This is a genomic window from Mesorhizobium sp. M0808, assembly GCF_040320025.1.
GTDB lineage: Bacteria > Pseudomonadota > Alphaproteobacteria > Rhizobiales > Rhizobiaceae > Mesorhizobium.
Map to the genome: position 1 here is coordinate 19651 of NZ_JAMYOX010000007.1, position 23618 is coordinate 43268.

The following is a 23618-nucleotide window of genomic DNA, read 5'->3' on the forward strand; positions in this document are numbered from 1 at the left end:
TTCAGCCGACGCGCAGGATGATCTTGCCGAAGACGTCGCGGCCTTCCATGCGCTTCAGCGCCGCATCGATTCCGTCGAAGCCAACCTCGGTGTCGATCACCGGCGCCACCAGACCCGCCGCCATCTTCTGCATGGCGTCCGCCATGTTTTCCATGCGGCAGCCGAACGAGCCTAGCAGCTTCAGCTGCTGCTGGAACAACTGCATCAAATTGATCTGCGCCGACACGCCGGAGGTCGAGCCGCAGGTGACCAGCCGACCGCCGCGTTTGAGGCACAGCATCGAGGCGGCAAATGTGTCGGCGCCGACATGCTCGAACACCACGTCGACGCCCTTCTTCTTGGTCAGCTTGCGAACGACGCCTTCGAAGCGGTCGTCGCGGTAATTGATGACGTGGTCGGCGCCGAGCGCATTGGCCTTGTCGATCTTGTCGTTCGAGCCGACGGTGGTGATGACCGTGCAGCCCATCTTCTTGGCCAGCTGAATCGCGGCGGAGCCGATGCCGGAGCCGCCGGCATGGACCAGTATCGTCTCGCCGGGCTGCAGCCGGGCATTGTCGAACAGCATGTGCTCGACCGTGCCGAAGGTGACAGGCGCCACCGCCGCGCCGATTTCGCTCACGCCGGGCGGAGCTGGGACCAGAAGGCGCGCCGGCAGGTTGATCTTTTCCTGCGCAAAGCCGTCGAGATGGAAGCCGTGCACGCCCGAAACATGCTCGCAGAGATTGTCGCGGCCTTCGCGGCAGGCGCGGCAAAGACCGCAGGTGCGGGCGCCATAGATCGACACCAATTGCCCGGTCACAAGGCTGGAAACGCCTGGGCCGACCGCCTCGACCTCGCCCGAGGCCTCGGCGCCGACGACCAGCGGCAGCTTGCGCTTGGCGAAGGCCATGCCGCGCCAGCCCCAGACGTCGATATGGTTCAGCGCCACGGCCTTGATGCGCAGCGTCACCTCGCCGAGCAAAGGCGGCGGCGGCGGCGGCAGGTCCACCGTTTCAAGCCGGCGATCCTCGATAAGTTGCAATGCGCGCATGCCAGATCCCAGGTTGCGCATGACCGAGAACCGTTTCGGAAGGGATCATGCGCACGACAACAGTGCTAGAGCGGAACGGTCGCTTAGACCGGTTCCCGCGCCATGACAAGGCAGGTGTTCTGGCCGCCGAAGCCGAAGGAGTTCGACAGGACCGTGCCGACCTCGGCGTTGCGCTTGGTGTTCGGCACCACGTCGAGGACGATCGCCGGGTCGGGATTGTCGTAGTTGATGGTCGGCGGAATGACGCTTTCGCGCATCGTCATCAGCGAAAATGCTGCCTCGACAGCACCGGCAGCCGATAGGGTATGGCCGATCATCGACTTGTTCGACGAGACCGGCATTGACGAGATCCGCTCGCCGAACACCGTCGACAGCGACAAATGCTCCATCTTGTCGTTTTCGGGCGTCGAGGTGCCATGGGCGTTGACATAATCGATCCCGTCCTCGCTCAAGCCGGCATCGGCAAGGGCGGCGCGCACCGCCGCGATCGCCGGCGAACCGTCCGGCTTGGAGCGGGTGCGATGGAAGTCGTCGGCCTTTTCGCCGCAGCCGCGCAATATGCCGAGAATGGTGGCGCCGCGGGCAAGTGCTGCCTCCAGCGATTCCAGCACAAGGGCGCCCGAGCCTTCGGCCAGCACGAAGCCGTCGCGGTCCTTGGAGAAGGGTTTTGAGGCCTTTTCAGGGATGTCGTTATGGGTGGAGAGCGCCGACAGAAGCGAGAAGCGGATCAGCGCCTCGGCGGTCGCCGAGCCATCGGCGCCGATCGACAGCGCCCTGTCGCATTCGCCGCGGCGGATCGCCTCGACGCCGAGCTGGATCGCCGTGGCGCCCGAAGCGCAGGCTGTCGACAGCGTGATCGGCAGGCCGCGCGTGCCGAAACGGTCGGCAAGCCGGTCGGCAATCGAGCCGAACTGTGTGGTCTCGAAGATGTCGAGTTCCCTGAGGCCGCGCGCCACCCGCAGTAGCCTTTCGGCGCCGGAATCGTGCCTGTCTGAATTATTGGGCTTGTCGGAATTATAGAGCGAAAAGCGCTCGCTCCAGTCGAGCTCGACCGGCGGCGAAGCGAGGAAAAGCGGTCCGCCGAAATCGCCGGCATCGAGGCCCGCCTCCGACATCGCTTCCTGGGCGGCGGTTTCGGCAAGCTCATAGGTGAGGAGACTGGCGCCCTTGGAGCTCGACGGCAGGAAATCGACCATGCCGGAGATGCGGGTGTTGAGATGATCGACCGGGAAGCGGGTGATCGGATGAATGCCGGATTTGCCTGACGTAAGCGCCGCCCAATTGTCGGCTTTGCCGACACCGAGCGACGTCACCACGCCGATGCCGGTGACGGCGACGATGGGCCTGCCCATGTGGTCGTTCAGATTGGCCATTTGTTGTCCAAAAACCTGTTTCTCTTGGAGCGTCGGATCGCCCGAAAACCGCGTCACACTTTTCGGTCCGATGCTCTAGGCGGCTTTGATCAGCGCCATGCCCTCGAATTGGTGATAGCCGATCGCAGTTGCAAGGACGGTCTTCGGGACACCGGCAAACGGTTTTTCGACTGTGGCGTCGAAGACAGGGTAGGCGGCCTTGCGGTCGACAGCCAGTGCCGCCAGCGCAACGGCAAAGGGGAACTGCGCTTCCTTCATGTGGCCGGTCAACGTCGAAAAGCCGCGTGCGGCGATCGCCGGATTGGCGTCGAGCGCCGATTTCTCGGCGGCGGTCGCGGCATGGGCGCCCGAAGCGCCGGAGATCGCCAGCAGTTCGCCGTCCGGCAATACCGCTTGCTTCAGCAGCGCGGCGATCTCACCGTCGAGTTCGCCCCGCCGGCGCTTGGCGCGGCCGGACAGGATCGGGCCGAGTTCCGCATAGATCTTCCGGCCACGGCTTTCCGCATGCTCTCGCTGCTCCAGGACGAGAAACGCGCCGCCGGATCCGGTCACCACACCGCCGCCCTCGGCACCTTGTCTTTGCCAGACCGGCGTCCACGGACCGCGATGCAGGTAGCCGGCCAGTTCATAGCCGAGCAGCATGTCGGAGTGTTCGGTCTGGAAAGCGCCGCCGACCAGTATATGCGTCGACTGGCCGGAGCGGATGCGCGCGGCCGCCGTCTCGACAGCGGCAACGCCGGCACCTTCCTCGCCCATGAAGGTGCGCGACGATCCCGTCACCTTGTGGACGATCGAGATGTTGCCGGCGAGCAGGTTGGAGAGCTGTGCCAGAAACAGCGTCGGGCGCAATTCCGTGGTCAGCTTCTCGTTGAGCAGCACGTCGCGGTCATTGCGGCTTTCCGATGCCGCGAGAATGGCCGCGTCGACTGCCTCGTCGCGCTCGCCGCCGCCGGCGGCCACCACCATGTCCATGGTCGCGCAGAGTTCGTCATTGCCCTTGATGCCGGCATCGTCGAGCGCAAGGCCGGCCGCATAGGTGCCGAGCCTCTGCCAGGTCTCCATCTGCCGCTGGTCGCCACGCTTGGCGATCTGCAGGTTCCAGTCGATCTCCGGCAGCGGGTGGACTGTATAGGGCGAGAAGCGCGAGGCCTCCAGAACCGGTTCAAGGCGCGCCTGGACGAGCTTTTGCCAATGCGCATCCGGACCCTCGCCCAACGACGAGACAAGGCCGATGCCTGATATGACGACGTCGCGGGGGTTCATGGGCGGCTGTTGTGGGTGAGGGCGCGTCAAGCGCTGTGCTTAGATGGCGTTCTTGGCGGCGACGAGCGCGTCGATCTTGGCGCACAGGTTCTTCATGACGAAATAGTCGTCGGTCGAGGCCTTGCCGTCGTTGACCTCCTGCGTCCACTTTTCCAACGGCACCTTGATGCCGAATTCCTTGTCGATGGCAAAGACGATGTCGAGGAAGTCGAGGCTGTCGATGCCGAGATCGTCGATGGTGTGGCTTTCGGGCGTGATCGTCTCGATGTCGATCTCGCTGGTGTCGGCGATGATCTTGGCGACTTTGTCGAACGTGGTGGACAAGGGCTTTTCCTTCGATTGCGGGCGGAATCTGTCCGCATGTGTTTTGGGCTGTCTAATCGGTTTTTCCGGGCAGGAAAAGGCCTCATACGCCGGGCGCAGATGGGATTGCTGCCCAGGCGGAGCAAGATGAGATCGGAATCCAACCACGGCTTCTCGTGGCAGTGGCATTTCGGCAACACCTATCTCGCTCGACGCGAGGAGCGACCGGCCCGGTCAGAAGGTAACGCGGCCGAGCACGCGCAGGCCGTCGCCTTGCGGCTCGACGACCACGGCTTCGCCTTCGCGCGGCGAGATGCCGGTCAATTCCTTGATGTCTTCGAGATGCGTGACCATGACCAGATTGTCGGATCCGGAATAGCCGCGGATCTCTGCCAGGATCGCCGCGATCTGAGCGGCCTTCTCCTTTTCGTCGGTCTTCAGCAGGTCAAGCGGTGCGAACGGCTCCGGTTCGCTTTCGAAAGCGATGCGCGCGGTTTCGAGGCAGCGGCAATAGCGGCTGGACAGCACGCGCTCGACCGGTGCCGCGCGGGCGCCAAACAGCGCGCCGATCTTGCGCGCCTGTTGCTTGCCGCGCTCCGAGAGATTGACCTGGGTGGCGCATTTGCCGAGGTCGAAATTGGCCGCATCGGTGGTGCCTGTGACCATGGCATGGCGAAGCAGCACGACATGCCCGCCGTCGCGCAGCAGCGCCCAGCCGGCTTCCGTCGCATGGGCTGTGGCGGAAACGGCAAGCAACAGCAGCGCCAGCACAAATCGAAGCATCAGACATCCTTTTCGGGTGACCGGCAGGCAGGTCCCCGGTGACCGGCATATAGGGACGGCAAAGCCGGCTGAAAGACAAGCCGAGTGCAACCTGCGGCCGAGACGCCTATTTCTTCGCTATCTGCTTCTTCACCAGATCGATCTTGCGGTCGGTCAGCGGGATCGGGAGTGTGTAGCCGGCTTCGGTAAAGCCCTGCTTGGCGTTCTCGAAGAATTCGATCGCCTTTTCGAATTCGGCATTGCCACCGCCATAGCTGCCGCGGTTCCAGTGGACGTCGCCGAGATTGTTCTGCTCGAAGGCCCATTGCATCGGCTGGCTTTCGCGGGTGAAGACCTTGAGCGTTGCCTCGAAGGCGGCTTCGGCTTCGTCCAGATATTTGCCGGTGCGTTCGAGATTGCCGAGATTGATCAGGCTCATGCCGATGCCGTTCTGCGCGTTTGCCCAGTCGACGGGCGAGGTCTCGAAGGTCAGCACCTCCAGCGCTGCCCGGCGCGCGGCGATCGAAGCGGCCAGTTTGCGGGGATCGGCCTCGCTCATGCTTAGCCATTGCAGCGCCGAGCCGAGGCCGGCCTGCGCCAGTGCCCATTGCCGCGGCGTGGTCTCGCGCTTGTATTCGCGAAGTGCATCGCGATAGGCCTCGATCGCGTCCTCGTAATGCACCGGCTTGTCGGTCACGCCGCCGAGCAGTTGCAGCGTGTTGCCGAGATTGTAGTGGGTCATCGCCCAGTCGAGCGGAAACTCCTTTTTGGTATAGACGCGCCGTGCCGCCCGGTATGCAGCGGCCGATTGCTCAAGCCTGGCAGGATCGCGCGTGCGCTGGCCAAGCGTCTGGTAGATCGAGCCGAGATTGTTCTCCGCCGAAGCCCAATACGTCGGAAAACGCTGGCGGGTGAAGATGGTCAGCGCATCGCCATAGGCGGCAGCCGCCTCTTCGAGCAGGCCGGTGCCGAGATCGAAACGTGCAGCACTGTTCAGCGCGTTACCCAGATTGAGACGGCTGCTCGCCCAGGAGAGCGGGAAGGTGTCGCGGGTGCGGATTTCGAGCGCGGCGCGGAATGCCGCGGCTGCCTCGTCGATTTTTGCCTTGTCGTTGCGTTGCGTGCCGAGAGACACCAGGGTATTGCCGAGATTGTTCTGGACCATCGCCCACTGAACGGGGGCTTTTTCGCGCGTGTATTCTTCAAGCGCCAGCCGATAGGCGGCCTCGGCCTCAGTCAGGCGCTCGCCGTCCGGTTCGCGCTCCGAAAGCGCGTAAAGCGCAAGGCCAAGGTTGCTTTGCGAGGCGGCCCAGTCCAGCGGGACTTTGTCGCGCGGCCGCTTCTCCAGCGTGGCGCGCATCGCCACCACCGCCTCGTTCAGGCGTTTCGGGTCGCTCTCGCGTTCGCCGATCTTCAACAGCACATTGGCCAGGTTGTTCTGGGCCGCGGCCCAGTTGATGTCGTCCTTCTCGCGCTCGAACACGGCAAGCGAATCGCGAAAGATTTTCGCTGCCTCTTCCAGCCGGTCGGTTTCGCGCTCGCGCTCGCCGATGGTCTGCAGCACCACCGCCATGTTGTTGCGGGTGATCGCCCAGTCGCGGTTCTGCTCGCCATTGGGGATGAAGTTCAGGATGACGCGGTAGGCGTCGATGGCGCGCTGCAGCACTTGCCTGTCGCCGGTGGCGCTGCCATGCGCGTTGAGCGCTTCCGCCTCCTGGTTCTTGTAGTTCCAGCGCAGCCTGTCGTCCCATCTCTCGACCAGCGAGAAGGCCTTGCCGTAATCGTTGGCGGCCGACAGATAGTCGAAGACCAGCGCCGAGGCGTCGGCACGCCTGGCATAGATCGCCGCGTCGGCAAGACGCTTCTGCCTGACCAGATCCTCTGCCCGATCGACCACGCCGCTGGCCTGCTCGACCCGGCCCACCGCCTGGTCGAGGAAGTTGCGCGCGGTGACGATGGCGCCCTGGCCGATCGCCTTGTCGGCCGAGGCGACGAGGCGGCTGATCTCGGGGTCGTCGGTGCGCAGCGCGTCGCGCTCGGAGATCATCTTCTTCAGGCGCTCGGCCTGGGCGTCGAGCAGCTTTTGCAGGTCGGTGGGGTCCTCCGGCATCTTTTCGGTGCCGAGCGCCTTCAACACGCCATAAAGCGCGTCGAGCGGCACGCCGTCCTGCAGCGAGGCCAGTTCCACCTGTGCCCGCTTGGGGTCAGGCAACTCGGCGATCGTCAGCAGCAATTGCCGCCGCTCGCCGGTGATCAGGCCGTCGTCGCCGGTCGGTTCCTGCGGTGCTACGCCGAAGTAGAGCAGCCGGCGCAGGCTTTCATTGACCCATGGCCGCTGCTTGGCCTTGGTGTCGAGATAGACCTCCTCGGTCACCATGCGCATGACCGAGCCGAACTCGGTGCCCTTCATCGCCGCGAGGTGGCGCAGAAGTGCCGCTGCGTAGGGGCTGTTTTCGCCGACGATGCCATCGAGTGCCGGCCGCCCCGGCTCGGCGGCAAAGCCGATCACCGTTCCCAGATTTTCCGTCGCGGTCGCGTTTGCCAGTGCCCTGGCACCGCGCACCGGCTCCAATCCGCCGGCGCGCTGATCGGCGAGGCCGAGGCCGTCGGCGCCCGGCGCAGCACCGCATCCGCCGGAAACGGGTTGGTGCGGCAGGCATCGAGCAGCATGATCGTTACCGGCACGGTCGTCTTCAATTCGTCCATGACGGCGGAGATCGGCACCAGGGCCTGATCGGCGTCCTTCAATGAAGAAACGTCGGCGTCGACCGGCACCAGATAGTTTTCGCCGCCGGCCTCGATGCCGTGGCCGGAATAGTAGATCAAGGCGACGTCGGCGTCCTCTGCATCCTCGGCGAAACGCTCGAGGTCGCGCTTCAGCTTTGCCGTGTCGCGGTCGGTGACGCTGCGCGCGTCGAAGCCGAGATCGGTCAGCATCTTGGCGATGTCGCGGGCGTCGTTGGCGGGGTTGGGAAGAGCCGCTATGTGCTGGTATTTCGACTGGCCGACAATCAGCGCCACGCCCTTGAGGCTCGCCGGCTCCGCGGCATGAGCCGAGGTCACCACGAGGCAAAGCATGGCGCCGACGAAAGCCGTCAGCCACGCCTGCTTGAAGAAGTGCTGATTTCCGACAAGGCCCATTCGCCGCGTGTCCCCCGACAACCCTGTATAGCGCTGGCATCCAACCATGAGCAAATTCGGGCAAGATCCGAGCGGCCGGATTGTTGGCCGGTACATTCGCGAGGGAAGGGCGATTGCGCCGCCGCCGGGGCTCGCCTATCACGGGAAAAATGTCTCCGCTTACCGAAACCGTCCTCTTCGTCTTCAGTCTCGTCGGGCTCGGCTATCTTGCCGGGTTGACCGGCTATTTGAAGCCGGCGAGCGGCGAGGGCGTATCCGAATTCGCCATCAACGTGGCAATGCCGCTTTTGCTGTTCCAGACCATGGTAAAGGCCGATTTCCACGGCGTGGCGCCGTGGTCGCTATGGGGCGCTTATTTCGCGGCGGTGGCGCTTACCTGGGCTGCCGGCCATCTGGTCATTACGCGCATCTTCGGGCGGGACGCCCGCGCCGGCGTCGTCGGCGGCGTGTCGTCGTCCTACTCCAACGTCGTCCTGCTCGGCGCGCCCTTCATCATCGGCGTGTTCGGGCCGGCGGGGTTCGAAGTGCTGTCACTGCTCGTTTCCATTCACCTGCCGGTGATGATGATGGCCTCGATCATCCTTTTCGAGATGTTCGGCCGCGGCGGCAGCGAGCCTGTGCATCCGCTCCGCGTCGTCAGGAGCTTTCTCAGGAGGGTATTCATCAATCCGCTGATCATCGGCATACTGGCCGGGCTGGCGTGGCGCTTCACCGGTGCGCCGCTGCCGGTGCTTGCGACGCGGCTGAGCGACGCGCTGGCCGGCACGGCCGCCCCGGTGGCGCTGTTCGCCATGGGGCTCAGCCTGCGCCGTTTCGGCATTTCCGGCAATGTAAGGCCGGCGCTGGCGCTGTCGGCGCTGAAACTGTTCCTAATGCCGGCGCTGGTTCTCGGCCTGGTCTGGCTGATCGGCCTGCCGCCATTGACGGCCAAGGTGGCGGTCATGGTTGCGGCGTTGCCGTCCGGCATCAATTCCTATCTCATCGCGGTGCAGTTCAACACCGGCCAGGCGCTGGCGTCGAACCAGATGACCATCGCCACCGCCTGTGCGGTCGTGACCACTGCGTTTTGGCTGACAGTGGTCGTCCATGTTTTTGGATAAGAGCCCGGGTTTTTGGATAAGAACCCGGCTGCATCGCCTCTCGCTTTGGCTGGCCCAAACCCTATATGCCATCTTGTGATTGCTTGCGGGGCTTGCCCTGGGCTAAGAGCAGTGGCTCTAGCGATGCTATCGCGCACGTCCATTCACGAAATCAGCGACCGGCCCGCCAGGTGCCGAACGGAGGCGAGATCATGCTTCAGAAAACCAGCCATTTCATGCGGCAGGCCAATCTCATCAATGGCGAATGGGTGCAGGCCGATTCAGGCCAGACGGTCGACGTCAACAATCCTGCCACCGGCCTCAAGATCGGCACCGTGCCGAAGTCGGGCAAGGCCGAGACCCGCCGCGCCATCGAGGCCGCCGACGCTGCCTTCAAGACATGGCGCAAGACCACCGCGCTCGAACGCTCGAAGCTGTTGCGCAAGCTGCACGACGCGATGATGGACAATCAGGACGTGCTGGCCGAACTACTAACCATCGAGCAGGGCAAGTCGCTGTTCGAATCGAAGGGCGAGATCGGCTCGGCCGCGTCCTACATATTGTGGTTCGCCGAGGAAGGTCGCCGCACCTATGGCGACGTCGTGCCGTCGCCCTGGGCTGACCGCCGTATCCTGGTGACCAAGGAACCGGTCGGCGTCGTCGCCGCCATCACGCCGTGGAATTTCCCATCCTCGATGCTGGCCCGCAAGCTTGGCCCGGCGCTTGCCGCCGGCTGTACCGCCGTGGTCAAGCCGGCGTCGCAGACGCCTTATTCCGGCCTTGCCTGGGGCGCGCTTGCCGAGGAAGTCGGCTTCCCCAAAGGCGTAATCAATATCCTGACCGGCGCTGCCGGTGAGATCGGCGACGAGATCTGTGCCAACCCGCTGGTCAAGAAGATCACCTTCACCGGCTCGACCGAGGTCGGCAAGATCCTGATCCAGAAGTCGTCGGTGACCGTCAAGAAAGTGTCGATGGAGCTCGGTGGCAATGCGCCGTTCATCGTCTTCGACGACGCCGACATCGAGCGGGCCGTCGCCGGCGCCATCACCGCCAAGTACCGCAATTCCGGCCAGACCTGCGTCTGCACCAACCGCTTCCTGGTGCAGGCCGGCATCTACGACCGGTTCGTCGAAAAATTGGCTGCTGCGAGCAACGGACTGAAGGTCGGTTCCGGCCTCGAAGACGGCGTCCAGCAGGGGCCGCTGATCGACGAAAAGGCGGTGGAGAAGGTCGAGGAGCTGATTGCCGACGCTACCGCCAAGGGCGGCAAGGTCGTCGCCGGCGGCAAGCGCCACGCGCTCGGCGGCTCGTTCTTCCAGCCGACGGTGATCGCCAATGCGACGCCGAAGATGCGCTTCATGAAGGAAGAAATCTTCGGCCCGGTGGCGCCGGTGTTCAAGTTCGAGACCGAGGAAGAGGCGGTAGCACTCGCCAACGACACCGAGTTCGGCCTGGCCTGCTACTTCTACACCGGCGATCTCGGCCGCGCCTTTCGGGTCATGGAAGGGCTCAAATACGGCATGGTCGGCGTCAATGAAGGGCTCATCACCACCCCTGAGGCGCCGTTCGGCGGCGTCAAGGAATCGGGCCTCGGCAAGGAAGGCGGCCATCAGGGCATCGAGGACTATCTCGACACCAAATATGTCTGCATCGGCGGACTTGGTCTCTAGAAGCCTCATGCGGTAATACCGAAAAAGACCCTGAGCCGCTTCGGAAAAGGCCAGGCTGGCGTCGAGCAACGAACTTGCGAGCATGGCGATGAAGGACGGCGAGGTTTTCGGCACGACGCAGGCGGGCGAGGAAGTCCGCCGTTTCACCATTCGTGGCGGCGGCCTTACCGCCAACATTATCGGCCTGGGTGCGATCATCCAGGATCTGCACCTGGCCGGGCACGAGGCGCCATTGGTGCTCGGCTATGATCGTTTCGAGCACTATGAGACGGATACCGCCTTCTTCGGCACTGTCGTCGGGCGCTATGCCAACCGTATCCGCGACGGCCGCTTCACGCTTGCCGGCAAACGCTACCAGACCGAGCGCAATTTCCTCGAAAAGCACACGCTGCATGGCGGTTCGCAAGGTTTTTCGCGCCGTGCCTGGGCGGTTTCGCTGCATGGCAGGGATTTTGTCACGCTGACATTGCACGACCCGGACGGCATGATGGGCTTTCCCGGCGCGCTCGACGTGACCTGCACCTACCGGCTCAAGATCCCCGGCACGCTCAGCGTCGAACTGACCGCCACCTGCGAGGAGCCGACGCTCTGCAATCTCACCCAGCATTCCTATTTCAACCTGGACGACGGCGGCGCCGGCGACATTCTCGATCACCGGTTGATGCTGAATGCCGGCGCCTATCTGCCGGTCGACGCGGATCTCATTCCGACAGGCACGGTAAAGCCGGTCGACGGCACACCTTTCGACTTTCGCCAGGCGCGGCCGCTGCGCATGGAGACCGAGGGCGAGCAACTCCCCTACGACCAGAATTTCTGCCTCGCTTCGACGCGCGGGCCGCTGAAGCAGGCGTCGTGGGCGCAAGGCGCGAATTCCGGCGTCGAGATGGAGCTCTGGACGACCGAGCCGGGCGTCCAGCTCTATACCGGCCAGTATCTGGCGCCGTCCTCGCCTGGACTGGGCGGACGCCAGTACAAGGCGTTTTCAGGCTTCTGCCTGGAACCGCAAATCTGGCCGGATGCGCCGAACCGGCCGTATTTCCCGCAAGCCACGCTGTGGCCGGGCCAGATCTATCATCACGTGACGGAATACCGGTTCAGGCTGCCTTAGGGCATGACCCCCGGAAACCGGCATGGTTTTGCTGCGCTGACCTCCGGTTCGGAAAGGATCATGCAAAATTCAAAGTGTTATAGCGTCCTTTGCGCGTCCAATGACGCGCGGCGCTCTGGAGTCAAAACGCAATCACTCTGAACGACCGACTTCGAACCCTCTCGGACCTTTGACGCCGAGAGCCCTGACGACGCAAGTTGACCCTGAGCTGCCCTTCGTCAGCCCATTTCACTGCCCGATAGCCGACATTCGCGGCAATCGGCACTGATCCCTTGCTGACCTTCTCCAAGACGATCCCCAAGGGCAAGTCGTGGCCCCAATGGGGACAATCGACAGGCGCGATCACCCTATGTAGCTGCTTGACGATCGAGCCTCGAAGTCAGCCTGATAGACTTTTGAAATGGGCGGCATAAAATTCGCTTTTCTGCTTTCAATGAAAGCAACGCGAAATGGCCGAAGAACGCGCCCAACGCCGCCTTGCCGCCATATTGGCTGCCGACGTGGTGGGCTACAGTCGACTTCTGGACCTGGACGAGCAAGGAACGTTGGCCGCTTTAAGGAGGAGGAGGAAGGAAATCCTCGAACCACTCGTCCGCGACCGTCATGGCCGTATTGTGAAAGTGATGGGTGATGGCGTTCTGGTCGAGTTCGGAAGCGCGGTGAACGCCGTGTCATGCGCCGTGGACCTTCAGAAGCGGATGGCGGCCGCAAACGAGGGTGTGACCGCCGACCGGAGAATCTACCTGCATATCGGCATCAATCTGGGCGATGTCGTTGTCGAGGACGGCGATCTGTTCGGCGACGGCGTCATTGTCGCAGTGCGGCTCCAGGCAATGGCCGGGGCAGGAGATGTCTGTGTGTCCAGCAGCGTCTACGACCAAGTCAAGCGGAAGCTCGATTGCGGCTTCGACGAACTTGGTCCGCAAGCGATCAAGAACGTCACCGAACCAGTGTCTGTCTACCGGATCCGGCTGTCGACCGCATCGGACGATGGCGGGCTCGCGGAGAAAGCGCCTCTGCAGCTCCCCGCCAAGCCCTCCATTGCCGTCCTCCCCTTTATGAACATGAGCAATGATCCGGAGCAGGAGGCATTTGTCGATGGCCTCACCGAAGACTTGATCACGGATCTGTCGAGGACAAGCGAGTTGTTCGTCATCGCCAGCAACTCGGCATTTGCATACAAAGGCAGGCACGTGGATGTGCGTCGCATCGCGCGAGAACTGGGAGTTCGCCATCTTCTTGAAGGTAGTGCACGGCGGGCCGCTGGACGGGTGCGTATCAACGCCCAACTGATCGACGCGATCGCGGGTGACCACCTTTGGGCCGAAAGATTCGACCGGAGTCTAGAAGATATCTTCGCCGTTCAGGACGAGGTGACCGGCAAGATTGTCGAGGCTCTGGTTGGCCGCCTGACCACCGCGCCGGCGCGCAACAGACCGAGCAACCTGGAGGCCTATGATCTCTGTGTGCGTGCCCGGGCCCTTGGCCTGCAAACGGCGCTCACCGCGAAAGAGGCCATTTTGCTGCTAGACCGGGCAATCGCGCTCGACCCGGAATACGCGGAGGCGCACCGTTGGCTGGCACTCAACCTCTGGCTGGGCTGGGAGTTCTGGGACGAACCGATGGACCCCAACCGCGCAAGAGCGCTCGCCGAAGCACAGCTGGCGGTCGAACTCGACCCGAACGACGCCGGGAACAGATGGGTATTGGGCGTCATACTGGGACATGAGAGTCGCTGGGTGGAATCGGATGCCGAATTCGATGCTGCCCACGAGCTGGACCCCAACCACGCCGACGCTTGGGCAATGCAGGCCGAGTTGACGACGGAAAAGGGGCGACCTGCCGAAGCCATAGAGCAGGTCCGCAGGGCACTGCGACTCAACCCTCACCCGCCCGGTTGGTATTACTGGATGTTGGGCCAGGCCCAATATGCCATGGGCGACTACGAATCCGCGATCCAAACGCTGAGCAGGCCCGAAACCTATCGCACGACTTCACGACGCCTGCTTGCAGCAAGCCTTGCGCAACTTGGCCGTTTGGAGGAAGCGCGCTGGGAGGCGAAAATGTTCATGATAAGCAATCCGCACTTCACCATCCGGCACTGGTCGGATTCGCAGCCATTCCCAGCCGAAGACGTGCGACGGCATATCGTGGAGGGCTATCGCATGGCGGGGCTGCCAGAATGACTGTCATTGGCTATACCTTCGGCCTGCTGTCGACAGGCGTCCCAAGGGCTGCCGCAGCAGCGAACATTTGGTCTTCTGACGGAACGAAATTCGCCATATCGTGCGTTTGTTTCGCCTCACGGTGTGCTTGAACATGGCCAGTGAAGACTTTCGGCACCGGATAGCGCGACGCGAGGACCTCGCTTCCATGATTGCGCTCATGGATGCAGCGATCTCCGAACTCCAGAAACCGTTTCTCGACGATGACCAGATCCGATCCAGCCGCGCAATCATGGGGCTGGACACGCAGCTTGTCGATGATGGCACCTATTTCGTCGTGGAGCACGACGGCGTCCTGGCAGGGTGCGGTGGCTGGAGCCGGCGCCCGACCATGTATGGTGGTGATCAGTCACCGGGACGCAACGCGGCACTGCTTGATCCAGCCACGGACGCGGCGCGTATCAGAGCCATGTATACGCATCCGGACTTTGTCCGGCGAGGCGTCGGCCGCCTTATCCTTTCGCTGTGTGAACGTGCCGCTAAGGCTGAGGGCTTCCGCCGTGCCGATCTGGCAGCCACGATGGCAGGAGAGCCGCTCTATCGAGCCTGCGGCTACCAACCCGCCGAGAAATTCGTCGATGACCATGGCGGCGCTCCGGTTCCGATCCTGATGATGAGCAAGACGCTCTGAGCTACGCTCAAAGGCCACTCGCTCGCGGCCGGCACTCGCTCCGGCCAGTATGGCAGGAGGAGGATGCTGGAGATTGAACCAGGCCATCTCGAACGAAACAGTACTTCGCCTGTACTTCCGCTCCATGGTCGAGTCGCGACCGACGTGGAGGTTTTCGCGAACGTCTCGAGATGGCGCGCGTGGTAGGGTGGCGCGTTGAGTTTAACCGGATCAAACGACCATCCGCTTCGGGTCCGCATCAGGTCGTAGCGAGAACGACCGCAATGGTGAAGCGCCATGATTGTCAGCAAATGGCGCTCTGTGCTCATTCCCGCCGACTAATTCAAACGGCAAGTTCCGCCCATCTGGGCCATTGGCGGCAGCCAGTCTGATTGAGTTTTGACCCTAATCCTCAAACGCGGCCCTCAGCGTTTCGAACGTCGCAAACACGCCCAATGCAGCGCCCTCGGGATTCTTGGTCGGTGGCAGAGCTTCAGCTATCCGGCGCACCAAGGTCGTCTCAGAACCGGCTGGAGCGTTCTTTCGGCTGAGGCGACTTCAAGCCGTGACAGGAGCATTCCGGATCAGCGGGAAGTCGCGCGGCGGTCTCCAGCGCGACCCGCGAGGCTGTCATGGAGAGACTGGGCAGCACGTCCTCCTGCAGCAATTTCTGGCGATTGCGATCCATATAGTCGTTGAAGCCCGCCGTCACGAACGCGCAAGGCACGAAACACGCGCCGATCTCGCGCGACAAGGTCGCCTCAGGGGCGATGGAATGGTTGAGTACATCCGCCCCCATGCCCCGATATGCCAAGGCTTCGGCAGGCGTTGTCAGCCGGGGCCCATAACAATGGGCAGCCACCAACTGCTGTTCGATGCCATAAACGCGGCATTCGGCTGGCCAATGACGGCGGGCCGTTTCGACCAGAACCGCCGCACATCTTGGACACACGATTTGCTTGCCCGAACAGTCGAAGCTCTGGCGGTCAGGAAGCAGTGAAAACGGGGTCTGCGTCAGTTCAATGATATCGGCGGTCACCACCATGTCGCCCGGCTGGATCGCCTTGTTGACGGCGCCTACAGTCGAGCAGGCGAGAACTTGCCGTACACCCGCCCGCATCAATACCCAGAACGCGCGGCGATGGCAGGAATGGTCGATACGGTCGCGGGGATTGCCGTGCGAATACATGCACAGCGCGCGTTTTGCTCTCCCTTCCGCTGTGATCGACGCATCGAACTCGAGCAGCTTCCAGTTGTCGGTGCGACCGAAAGGTGTTTCAAAACTCATGTCGCGCCGCAAGGTGCGCACACCATCGAATTCGACATCTTCCGGGAAGGCAAGCCCCCAGTTTGCCGACCCGGTGATGATGGCCAACCCTACCTGAGGGATGTCCGTCGAATGATCCGTCAGATCGTCGGCTGCATGGTAATTGGTGGGCATGTTTCCAGTCTCGGTCAGGATTTTTGGCGAAGGGTCACAATCAGGACCACGGCCACGACGATGACGGTCCACAATGTCGAGATCGCCGCAATGGTCGGATCGATCTGATCGCGCAGCGACAGGAACATAAGCTTCGGCATCGTGCTATTGCGACCACTTGCGATGAAGATCGAAATCACGGACTCGTCGAGCGAAGTCAGGAACGCCATTAATGTCGCCGACAGCAAGCTGATCCGAAGTTGCGGAACGATGATTCCGCCAATGGACCTGGCCCAGTTTGCACCGAGGCTGCGCGCCGCCTGAACCTGGTTCCAGTCAAAGCGGGCGAGAGCGGGTAGCAACACAATGCAGGCGACCGGAACGGCCAGCACCACATGTCCGACCAGCACACCGAATAGCGTTCCGATCAGATGTTGTGCGGCCAACACAAAGAAGAGACCGATCGCAAGCAGGATACCTGGGGTGATCGAGGGGGTCAGCAGGACGCTCTGGATGGCCGCAGCGGTCTTTCCGCCCAGCCGATTCATTGAAATGCAGGCGAGCAGCGCGAAAGGCACCGCGATCAACGCCGTCAACGTCCCGAGGATCAAACTCGTTCTGAGCGCGGCCATCCACGTTGCCGAGCCGAAGAAGTTCTCGTACCAGCGCAACGAGTAGGCGTGCGGCGGAAACTCGAGGAGATTCGACGCCGAAAAGGAAAGCGGCACCACCACGAGCGTCGGCAGCATCAGAAATGCCATGACAAGAGCGGCAAAGCTCCAGAGCAAAATGCGGGCGAGCCTGTTTTGCGGATAGGCTTCAAGCATGGGAGGCTTCCACGGTGTTCTGGGCCACCAGACGGCGTGCCGCCAGCAACATCACACCGATCAGCGCCATAAGAACGAGGAGCAGAATGCCCAGGACGCTTGCCGACCCCCAGTCCTGAAAGGTCGATAATGTACGCTCGATCCGGGTAGAGAGCGGATTTACCTTGCCGCCGCCAAGCACCGCCGGCGTGATGAAAAAACCTATGGCGTAGATGAGGACGATGATCGAACCCGAGAAGATGCCGCCCGCCGAAAGCGGCATAATGACTGTGCGGATGACCTGCCTGAGAGTGGCTCCCATGCTCGCAGCCGCGCGAATGAGATTTGGGTCGATATCGCGCATCGCAGCATAAACAGGCAGCAGAAAAAGTGGCAGCATGTAGTGCACCATGCCGATGAGCGTTCCCGTGAAGTTGTAGACCAGCGGCAATGGCTCCGCCGTCAGGCCTGAACCGGTCAAAGCCGCGTTGATCAGGCCGTCGCGCCGCAAGAGCACGAGCCAACCATAGGTACGCACCAGAATAGAGGTCCACAGCGGCAGCATGACGAACGCCATGAGCACGTTGGCCAGCCTTGGTCTGACGCTGGCCAGCGCCAGCGCCAGAGGAGTGCCGAGGAGAATGCAGGCCGCCAGCGTACCCAAGGACAGTTCGAGGGTCGTGACGAGCGCCGACCACGTCAGTCCGCTCGAAAGGACCTTCTCGTAGTTGCCGACGGTGTACTCACCCCCGGTGGTCAGGAAGGATTGCCGGATGATCCAAAGGATGGGCAGTATCGCCGCCAGTCCAACGATGAACAGCGCCGGGAGCGAAAGTGAAAGAAAAAACCGCCGCTCGCGCCGCGCATCCGCCGCGAGCGCCGGGTCCCGGACGACGATCACGCCATCGCTCCCGGTATCGCGTGAACCTTCGCTGCTGGTGCATATGCGGTCATCCGCTGACCGGCGGCAAGCTCGGCGCAGCCGCCGGCCAGCGCTGCCGGAATGCAGACAAGAACCTCTTGCCCGCCGTCAAGCGCCAGCGTCAAAAGCCAGTTCTCGCCGCGGAACGCTTTGGCGCGCAGTATTCCTTCGAGAGCCACTCCGTCTCCCCCGACGAGCTTCGCATCAAGATGGAAGCTTTCGGCGCGGATCATCAGAGTTTCGCGTGATGCTTCGGCGCCGTCGATTCTGCGCGCTGAGCCCGGGGCCACAATGTTGGCCTCGCCCATGAACTCCGCGACGAAGCGGGTCGATGGACGATCATAAATCCGCTGCGGCGTATCTATCTGCTGGATGCGGCCAGAATTCATCACCGCAATCCGGTCAGACATAATCAGCGCTTCGCGCTGGTCGTGGGTTACATAGATTGTGGTGATCCGTAGATGATCATGCAGACGCCGGATCTCATACTGCATGCTCTCGCGCAGGTTCTTGTCGAGCGCCGACAGCGGCTCGTCCATCAACATCACGCGCGGTTCGAAGACGATAGCCCGCGCCAATGCCACCCGTTGACGTTGGCCGCCGGATAGTGCGGCAATATTGCGCTCCGCCAGACCATCCAGCTTCACGCGGGCCAAGGTATCAAGCGCCCGCTGACGCGCCTCCGCTCTCGGTACCTTGCGCAGCACCAGCGGATACGCGACGTTCGCCATGACATTCATGTGGGGAAACAAGGCGTAATTCTGGAATACTATGCCGATGTCTCGTTTGTTGGGCGGCAGGCGGGTGATGTCTCGATCGCCCAAGAAAAGTTTACCGGAATCCGGCCGGACAAAACCGGCCAGAGCCATGAGTAACGTGGTCTTGCCCGATCCCGATGGCCCTAGCAGCGTGAGGAATTCGCCAGCCTGGATGTCGAGCGAAACATCATCCAGTGCGACGTAGGACCCATAAGCCTTGTGCACGCTTTCGATGGTGATCGCGAGCGACTTCATCATGTGCTCCAGCCTTGAAGCGCGTCGCGTTCGACCGGCTTCACGCGACGCGCTTTAGGTTCTTGTTTTCATGCATGTCGTTGTCGCGCGCTGCACATTTTTGCGCGACATGCGTCAGAGCTGAGAGTCAGCGGGCCATCATTTCATCGAAGGCTCTTTGGGCAGCCTCGCCATTCTTGACCCACCATTCTGAATTGGAAAACACCGAAGTGCCAGCATTTTCAGGCGCGGTCGCAAGGGTCTTCAGACGGTCCTCGGGAATAAGGCCACCCTCATATGCCGCAGGATTGACTGGGCCGTAGGCAATGAAATCGGTCAGCTTCGCAACCCGCGCGGGCTGCGTCATCGCTGCGATGAGCTTCATCGCGGCTTCCTTGTTCGGCGCTCCCTTCGGCACCCCAAGGCAGTCCGTGCCGATGACCGAACCCTTGAACGTGTAGTCAGCCGCGCCGCCATCTGCTTTCACGGTTTGCGCTCGTCCGTTCCAGGTAACGACCAAATCCGCTTCACCGTCTTTCAGCAACTGCGCGGACTGAGCTCCCGAGGTCCACCACACGGCGACGTTTGGTTTGATCGCTTCAAGCCGCTTGATGGCGCGCTCTAGCCCTTCCGGGGTGCTGAGCACGGAATAGACGTCCGCCGGTGCCACGCCATCGGAGAGAAGCGCGATCTCGATCGAGTCTTGCGCATTGGCGCGCAACGCGCGACGGCCAGAAAATTTGGCAACATCCCAGAATTCCGCCCACGTCTTCGGCGGGTTCTCGCCATAGGTCTTGGTGTTCCACGACATGACGGTGCCATAGGAGTCAAACGGATAGCAGTAGTCGGACTTCGCACCCTCCGGCACGGATTTCGGATCGATGATCTTGTAGTCGAGTGGCTCCAGCAGCGATTGTGCGGCCGCCTGGGCACCTTCCGGTGAGCCCAGGTGAATGACGTCGGTCGTGACCGCACCCGAGGTGACCTGCATCTTCAAGGCGGCCAGGCCGTCGCTTAGGGTCTCCTCGCGGACATCATAGCCAAGCTCTTTTGCAGCAGGGGCCCACATGGCCTCCTTCATGGCGTTGCCATAGTCGCCACCCGCAGTCGTGATGGTGACTGTTTGCGCATGAACGGGCAGGGCAGCCGAGATTGCGAATGCTGTTAAGGAAATGCGTAGCCAGGACATAGGTTCTCCTCCCCAACTTTTATGGAATATCGCTTGAAAGAGCCATTATTTTGTAATCGTAACGTTACGATTGCATCTGAATACGCCGGAGTCAAGCTGCTTCCTGGGGGAGTTTGGATTGACCGGGATGTCGAATTCGGTAACGTTATGGCGGTCAGCAAATCAGCCGGCGCTTTCGCAAATGAAGTCGGGCGAACAATGGCCAATCTAAAGCAGATCGCCGCTGAACTTTCCCTGTCGGTGACCACGGTATCCCGCGCTCTGAAGGATGGGCCGGAGGTGCAGCCCTCGACCATAGCCCGCGTCAAGGAGGCGGCCAAGCGGGTCGGCTATTTACCAAATCATCATGGTCGCGCGCTCAAAACCGGTCGAACGCAGACGCTGACGGCCGTACTCCCGATGGAAACACGAGACCATCTGTCCGATCTGTTGAAGCTTCCTTTAATCGAAGGCATGACGCTGGCGGCGCGGCAAGCCGGCTATAGTCTGTCCATCTATTCCACCACTCCCGACGACGATCCCGTTGAGAGTGTGCAACGGCAGCTTCAGGCGCACAGCGCAGACGGCCTGGTCATCACGCGCCTGGTGTCGGCTGATCCGCGCGTCAAGCTGCTGCTGGATAAACGCATGCCGTTCGTCGCGTTTGGAAGAACCGACCTGGATATCGCGTATCCTTATGTCGATGTCGACAATGAACAGATTGCCTACGAGGCGACCCGGCGGCTCATGGATAAGGGCTGTCGACGCATTGCGCTGCAACTTCTCGTTCCGGAGGACCAGGCGAGTGCCATGCGTCTTTCCGGGTATGGAAGGGCAATGGCCGAGGCCGGTATTCCGATCGACCAATCGTTGATCGGTCATGGCATGTTCACCATGGAATCGAGCGCAGGCTGGTTCGATCGCTTGCTGGCGTCATCATATCCGCCAACGGGCCTGGCGTGCGCCAACGAACTGGGCCTTCTGGGAGCGTTGCACGCTCTCGGCAAGCGGGGTCTTACACCAGGCCGCGACGTCCACATCGTCACCCGTGACAGCACGCGGCTGGCACGCTTCCTGCCGGCAAAGATCGGAGTTCATTCCGTGGATATGGCGGGTGTTGGACGCAAACTTATCGAAGTCCTGGAGAGCCGGATCATCAATCCGCTTGGGCCGGTGGAGACAGTCTTGGTGCAAGGTAGATTCGAGCCGGCCGAATAATCCGGGCTGCCCTCAGGGGGCCACCTCGTCTTGAACCGGCCGGATCAGCGCCTTTGCGGCAACTGCTCCCGCCGCAAGGATACGATCCGACAATTCCGTCCCTTCCACGGCGCGCGCGAGTTGAAGCGCGCCGATGAGCGTTGCAAACATGCCCAACGCAGCGCCCTCGGGATCGTTCGTCTGCGGCAGAGCTTCAGCTATCTGGCGCACCAGGGATTGAGCGCGCTCGGCATAGAGGGCTCGCGTTTCAGGCGGCTGCCGCGCGATTTCCGGCAACAACGCGGCCGAAGCACAGCCCTTTCCAGGATTGTCCCGGTGCTCGGCCGACAGATATGCCTCTATGGCCATTTCCGGGCCGCCGGCGTCCAACGCTTCCTGCACTTGATGCGACTGCGCGTCCAAGGCCGCCGCCACGCTTTCACGGACGAGCTCCGCCTTCGACTGGAAGTGCGGATAGAAGGCGCCGTTCGTCAGCCCGGCGTCGCTCATGATGGTTGCCAGCCCGGACGCCGCGATGCCGTCAGATCGAAAACGTTCGGCGGCGACCTCCATGATCCGGCTGCGTGACGCGTCTTTTCGGCCCTTTTCGTAGCGCATGGTCTTTCTTTCCTGTCCTGCTATTGCATTATGCTCATAATCTGATATTACGACCATAATTCAATTCGTGGAAATAAGCTAGACCTCTCGAACCTGGAACATCAAAAATGAATGGGAATTCTGAAAAGACCGCAATCGTGACCGGAGCCTCCTCGGGCATCGGCCGCGCCAGCGCCGAGGCCTTGGCGCGGGCGGGTTTCACTGTCTTCGGGACAAGTCGCCGCAAGACCAGTAATGGTCCGGGCGGAGTGACCATGCTGGCATGCGACGTGACCGATGATGCGGCCGTCAATGCGCTCGTTGCCAACGTGCTCGCGCAGACCGGCCGGATCGATCTCCTGGTCAACAATGCCGGTGTCGGTCTGCTAGGAGGCGCCGAGGAATCCTCGGTCGCACAGGTACAAGCCCTATTCGACGTCAATCTGTTCGGCGTCATGCGGATGACCAATGCGGTGTTGCCGTCGATGCGGCGGCGCGGCGACGGGCGCATCATCAATATCGGCTCGATTCTGGGACTGGTACCCGCGCCATACTCAGCTCATTACTCGGCGGTCAAGCACGCGCTCGAAGGCTATTCGGAATCGCTCGACCACGAGGTGCGCGCCTTCAACGTCCGCGTTTCCGTCATCGAGCCGGCATTCGTCCGCACCGTCTTCGACCAGAACGGCATCGAGCCGGATTCGCTGTTGAAGGAATACGATCGGGCTCGAGCCGGGCTCAAGGCGCTGCTGGGCGATGTGATGCCCAAGGCCGATCGGCCGGAAGTGGTGGCGGATGTGGTTGTCAAGGCAGCGACCGATGCCCGTCCGCGGCGGCGCTATACCGCTGGCAAGGCAGCGCGCCAGGTCAGCCTGCTGCGCCGCTTTGCCCCCGCGGGGATTTTCGACAAGAGCCTGCGCAAGCAGTTCCGACTGCCGGTCTGAATAACGGCGAGGCAGAGGATTTCACGCACATGCGACTAGCAACTACGACACATTTGGCCAGGCCCTACGAAACGGAGGCGCCAAGCATGACACATAGATCCAATCGGTCGCCGCGTTCACCGGCGTTGTTCCAGGACGCACCAACGCGCTCGGTCGATGTCGGCGGCACAGCCTTTGCTTACAGGGAACTCGGGCCCAGGACGGGCGTGCCGGTGATCCTGCTCAACCATCTGGCTGCTCAGCTGGACAATTTTGATCCGCGCATCGTCGATGGCCTCGCTGCGACCCGGCGGGTAATTGCCTTCGACAATCGCGGCATCGGTGCTTCGGGTGGCAAAACTCCGTCGACCATTTTCGGCATGGCGCGGGATGCGGTCGCCTTTGTCCGGGCGCTGGGGTTCGAAGAAGTCGATCTCTTCGGCTTTTCACTCGGCGGCTTCGTGGCGCAAGAGATTGTGCTGACCGAGCCCAAGCTTGTGCGCAAACTCATCCTGGCTGGCACGGGGCCGGCCGGTGGGCAAGGCATCGACAAGGTGACGCCGCTGACGATCGTGGACATGATCAAGGGCGCGCTGACTTTTCGGGATCCGAAGTACTATCTCTTCTTCACAAGAACGCCGAATGGCCGCCGTGCCGCAAACGCATTTCTGCAACGGTTGAAAGAGCGCCGGAATAACCGGGACAAAGCGGTATCGCTGAGCGCGTTCGGCGCGCAACTCAAGGCGATCAAGGCCTATGGACTCCAGGCGCCTCAAGACCTGAGCACCATCCGCATTCCCACTTTGGTTGCGAATGGCGACCAGGACAGGATGGTGCCGAGCAGCAATACCTACGATCTCGCCGGGCGTATCCCTGGGGCGCATCTGGTCATCTATCCGGATGTCGGGCATGGCGGGGTATTTCAGAACTACGCCGATTTTGTCCCGAAGGCCCTGTCCTTCCTCGAGGCTGAGGCCTTGCCGCAGGGCGGCTATGCAGCTGAAAACGTTCGGCTTGTTTCGTCCTGAA

General features: G+C 62.1%; 21 protein-coding genes. 8 read left to right on the forward strand and 13 right to left on the reverse strand.

The features are described 5' to 3' along the window. Position 1: 1 nt before the first annotated feature. From NKI25_RS11575 to NKI25_RS11605, 7 genes are all read right to left on the reverse strand, one after another. Positions 2-1030, reverse strand: a complete 1029-nt coding sequence (locus tag NKI25_RS11575) for a zinc-binding dehydrogenase (RefSeq protein ID WP_352998490.1) — start codon at positions 1028-1030, stop codon at positions 2-4. An 83-nt stretch (positions 1031-1113) separates the two neighbouring features. Further along, on the reverse strand, positions 1114-2403 hold the full coding sequence (locus tag NKI25_RS11580; protein WP_352998491.1) for a beta-ketoacyl-ACP synthase: 1290 nt from the start codon (positions 2401-2403) through the stop codon (positions 1114-1116). 75 nt (positions 2404-2478) lie between these two features. Continuing rightward, complete coding sequence (locus NKI25_RS11585; protein WP_352998492.1) at positions 2479-3666, reverse strand: beta-ketoacyl-ACP synthase; 1188 nt, start codon at positions 3664-3666, stop codon at positions 2479-2481. Between the two features lie 39 nt (positions 3667-3705). Continuing rightward, positions 3706-3990 carry an acyl carrier protein gene (locus tag NKI25_RS11590; protein ID WP_023676462.1) on the reverse strand — a complete coding sequence of 95 codons (285 nt, stop codon included), beginning with the start codon at positions 3988-3990 and terminating at the stop codon, positions 3706-3708. A 213-nt stretch (positions 3991-4203) separates the two neighbouring features. Further along, entirely contained in the window at positions 4204-4752 is a 549-nt protein-coding gene (locus NKI25_RS11595; RefSeq protein WP_352454578.1) for a histidine phosphatase family protein, read from the reverse strand. Positions 4753-4858: 106 nt separating this feature from the next. Next, positions 4859-7294, reverse strand: coding sequence for a caspase family protein (locus NKI25_RS11600; RefSeq protein WP_352998493.1), 2436 nt, complete (start codon positions 7292-7294; stop codon positions 4859-4861). Beyond that, entirely contained in the window at positions 7237-7872 is a 636-nt protein-coding gene (locus NKI25_RS11605; protein WP_352757462.1) for a caspase family protein, read from the reverse strand. The genes NKI25_RS11600 and NKI25_RS11605 overlap by 58 nt, the downstream gene beginning before the upstream one ends. A gap of 149 nt (positions 7873-8021) precedes the next feature. Here NKI25_RS11605 and NKI25_RS11610 point away from each other — a divergent pair, with 149 nt between their 5' ends. From NKI25_RS11610 to NKI25_RS11630, 5 genes are all read left to right on the forward strand, one after another. Then, positions 8022-8972 carry an AEC family transporter gene (locus tag NKI25_RS11610; protein ID WP_352470327.1) on the forward strand — a complete coding sequence of 317 codons (951 nt, stop codon included), beginning with the start codon at positions 8022-8024 and terminating at the stop codon, positions 8970-8972. Positions 8973-9163: 191 nt separating this feature from the next. Continuing rightward, the gene (locus NKI25_RS11615) at positions 9164-10621 is read left to right on the forward strand and encodes an NAD-dependent succinate-semialdehyde dehydrogenase (protein ID WP_352454576.1); all 1458 of its coding nucleotides are present in this window, start codon (positions 9164-9166) and stop codon (positions 10619-10621) included. Positions 10622-10703: 82 nt separating this feature from the next. After that, positions 10704-11729, forward strand: coding sequence for an aldose epimerase family protein (locus NKI25_RS11620; RefSeq protein ID WP_352470329.1), 1026 nt, complete (start codon positions 10704-10706; stop codon positions 11727-11729). Between the two features lie 449 nt (positions 11730-12178). Further along, positions 12179-13915, forward strand: coding sequence for an adenylate/guanylate cyclase domain-containing protein (locus NKI25_RS11625; protein WP_352998494.1), 1737 nt, complete (start codon positions 12179-12181; stop codon positions 13913-13915). Between the two features lie 187 nt (positions 13916-14102). Then, a complete protein-coding gene (locus tag NKI25_RS11630) occupies positions 14103-14585 on the forward strand; it encodes a GNAT family N-acetyltransferase (RefSeq protein WP_352697837.1) in 483 nt (160 codons plus the stop codon). Between the two features lie 499 nt (positions 14586-15084). On the opposite strand, the gene NKI25_RS11635 is transcribed toward NKI25_RS11630, so the two are convergent. The 5 genes from NKI25_RS11635 to NKI25_RS11655 all read right to left on the reverse strand — a co-directional run bounded on the left by NKI25_RS11635 (position 15085) and on the right by NKI25_RS11655 (position 19893). Then, on the reverse strand, positions 15085-16077 hold the full coding sequence (locus NKI25_RS11635) for a phosphorylase family protein (RefSeq protein WP_352577041.1): 993 nt from the start codon (positions 16075-16077) through the stop codon (positions 15085-15087). Next, positions 16020-16811 (reverse strand): ABC transporter permease, encoded by a 792-nt coding sequence (locus NKI25_RS11640; RefSeq protein ID WP_352624600.1) that lies wholly within the window; start codon positions 16809-16811, stop codon positions 16020-16022. Before NKI25_RS11640 ends, NKI25_RS11635 begins: the two co-directional genes overlap by 58 nt. Next, positions 16804-17691 (reverse strand): ABC transporter permease, encoded by an 888-nt coding sequence (locus tag NKI25_RS11645; RefSeq protein ID WP_352998495.1) that lies wholly within the window; start codon positions 17689-17691, stop codon positions 16804-16806. The genes NKI25_RS11640 and NKI25_RS11645 overlap by 8 nt, the downstream gene beginning before the upstream one ends. Then, positions 17688-18725 carry an ABC transporter ATP-binding protein gene (locus NKI25_RS11650; protein ID WP_352568997.1) on the reverse strand — a complete coding sequence of 346 codons (1038 nt, stop codon included), beginning with the start codon at positions 18723-18725 and terminating at the stop codon, positions 17688-17690. The genes NKI25_RS11645 and NKI25_RS11650 overlap by 4 nt, the downstream gene beginning before the upstream one ends. A gap of 127 nt (positions 18726-18852) precedes the next feature. Beyond that, positions 18853-19893: an ABC transporter substrate-binding protein gene (locus NKI25_RS11655; RefSeq protein WP_352635575.1), complete on the reverse strand. Its 1041-nt coding sequence runs from the start codon at positions 19891-19893 to the stop codon at positions 18853-18855. A 33-nt stretch (positions 19894-19926) separates the two neighbouring features. Between NKI25_RS11655 and NKI25_RS11660 the strand changes: the two genes are divergently transcribed. Next, the gene (locus NKI25_RS11660) at positions 19927-21090 is read left to right on the forward strand and encodes a LacI family DNA-binding transcriptional regulator (protein WP_352635573.1); all 1164 of its coding nucleotides are present in this window, start codon (positions 19927-19929) and stop codon (positions 21088-21090) included. A 12-nt stretch (positions 21091-21102) separates the two neighbouring features. Here NKI25_RS11660 and NKI25_RS11665 read toward each other — a convergent pair whose 3' ends face one another. Next, entirely contained in the window at positions 21103-21687 is a 585-nt protein-coding gene (locus tag NKI25_RS11665; protein WP_352587761.1) for a TetR/AcrR family transcriptional regulator, read from the reverse strand. A gap of 107 nt (positions 21688-21794) precedes the next feature. Between NKI25_RS11665 and NKI25_RS11670 the strand changes: the two genes are divergently transcribed. Continuing rightward, the gene (locus NKI25_RS11670; RefSeq protein ID WP_352587764.1) at positions 21795-22610 is read left to right on the forward strand and encodes an oxidoreductase; all 816 of its coding nucleotides are present in this window, start codon (positions 21795-21797) and stop codon (positions 22608-22610) included. A gap of 86 nt (positions 22611-22696) precedes the next feature. Beyond that, the gene (locus tag NKI25_RS11675; RefSeq protein WP_352998496.1) at positions 22697-23617 is read left to right on the forward strand and encodes an alpha/beta fold hydrolase; all 921 of its coding nucleotides are present in this window, start codon (positions 22697-22699) and stop codon (positions 23615-23617) included. Position 23618: the final 1 nt, after the last annotated feature.

Excerpts from the sequence above, each read along its gene's own strand:
- NKI25_RS11575 (WP_352998490.1), bottom strand. The coding sequence starts at position 1,030 with ATGCGCGCATTGCAACTTATCGAGGATCGCCGGCTTGAAACGGTGGAC.
- NKI25_RS11580 (WP_352998491.1), bottom strand. The coding sequence starts at position 2,403 with ATGGCCAATCTGAACGACCACATGGGCAGGCCCATCGTCGCCGTCACC.
- NKI25_RS11585 (WP_352998492.1), bottom strand. The coding sequence starts at position 3,666 with ATGAACCCCCGCGACGTCGTCATATCAGGCATCGGCCTTGTCTCGTCG.
- NKI25_RS11595 (WP_352454578.1), bottom strand. The coding sequence starts at position 4,752 with ATGCTTCGATTTGTGCTGGCGCTGCTGTTGCTTGCCGTTTCCGCCACA.
- NKI25_RS11605 (WP_352757462.1), bottom strand. The coding sequence starts at position 7,872 with ATGGGCCTTGTCGGAAATCAGCACTTCTTCAAGCAGGCGTGGCTGACG.
- NKI25_RS11610 (WP_352470327.1), top strand. The coding sequence starts at position 8,022 with ATGTCTCCGCTTACCGAAACCGTCCTCTTCGTCTTCAGTCTCGTCGGG.
- NKI25_RS11615 (WP_352454576.1), top strand. The coding sequence starts at position 9,164 with ATGCTTCAGAAAACCAGCCATTTCATGCGGCAGGCCAATCTCATCAAT.
- NKI25_RS11620 (WP_352470329.1), top strand. The coding sequence starts at position 10,704 with ATGGCGATGAAGGACGGCGAGGTTTTCGGCACGACGCAGGCGGGCGAG.
- NKI25_RS11625 (WP_352998494.1), top strand. The coding sequence starts at position 12,179 with ATGGCCGAAGAACGCGCCCAACGCCGCCTTGCCGCCATATTGGCTGCC.
- NKI25_RS11630 (WP_352697837.1), top strand. The coding sequence starts at position 14,103 with ATGATTGCGCTCATGGATGCAGCGATCTCCGAACTCCAGAAACCGTTT.
- NKI25_RS11640 (WP_352624600.1), bottom strand. The coding sequence starts at position 16,811 with ATGCTTGAAGCCTATCCGCAAAACAGGCTCGCCCGCATTTTGCTCTGG.
- NKI25_RS11650 (WP_352568997.1), bottom strand. The coding sequence starts at position 18,725 with ATGAAGTCGCTCGCGATCACCATCGAAAGCGTGCACAAGGCTTATGGG.
- NKI25_RS11655 (WP_352635575.1), bottom strand. The coding sequence starts at position 19,893 with ATGTCCTGGCTACGCATTTCCTTAACAGCATTCGCAATCTCGGCTGCC.
- NKI25_RS11665 (WP_352587761.1), bottom strand. The coding sequence starts at position 21,687 with ATGCGCTACGAAAAGGGCCGAAAAGACGCGTCACGCAGCCGGATCATG.
- NKI25_RS11670 (WP_352587764.1), top strand. The coding sequence starts at position 21,795 with ATGAATGGGAATTCTGAAAAGACCGCAATCGTGACCGGAGCCTCCTCG.
- NKI25_RS11675 (WP_352998496.1), top strand. The coding sequence starts at position 22,697 with ATGACACATAGATCCAATCGGTCGCCGCGTTCACCGGCGTTGTTCCAG.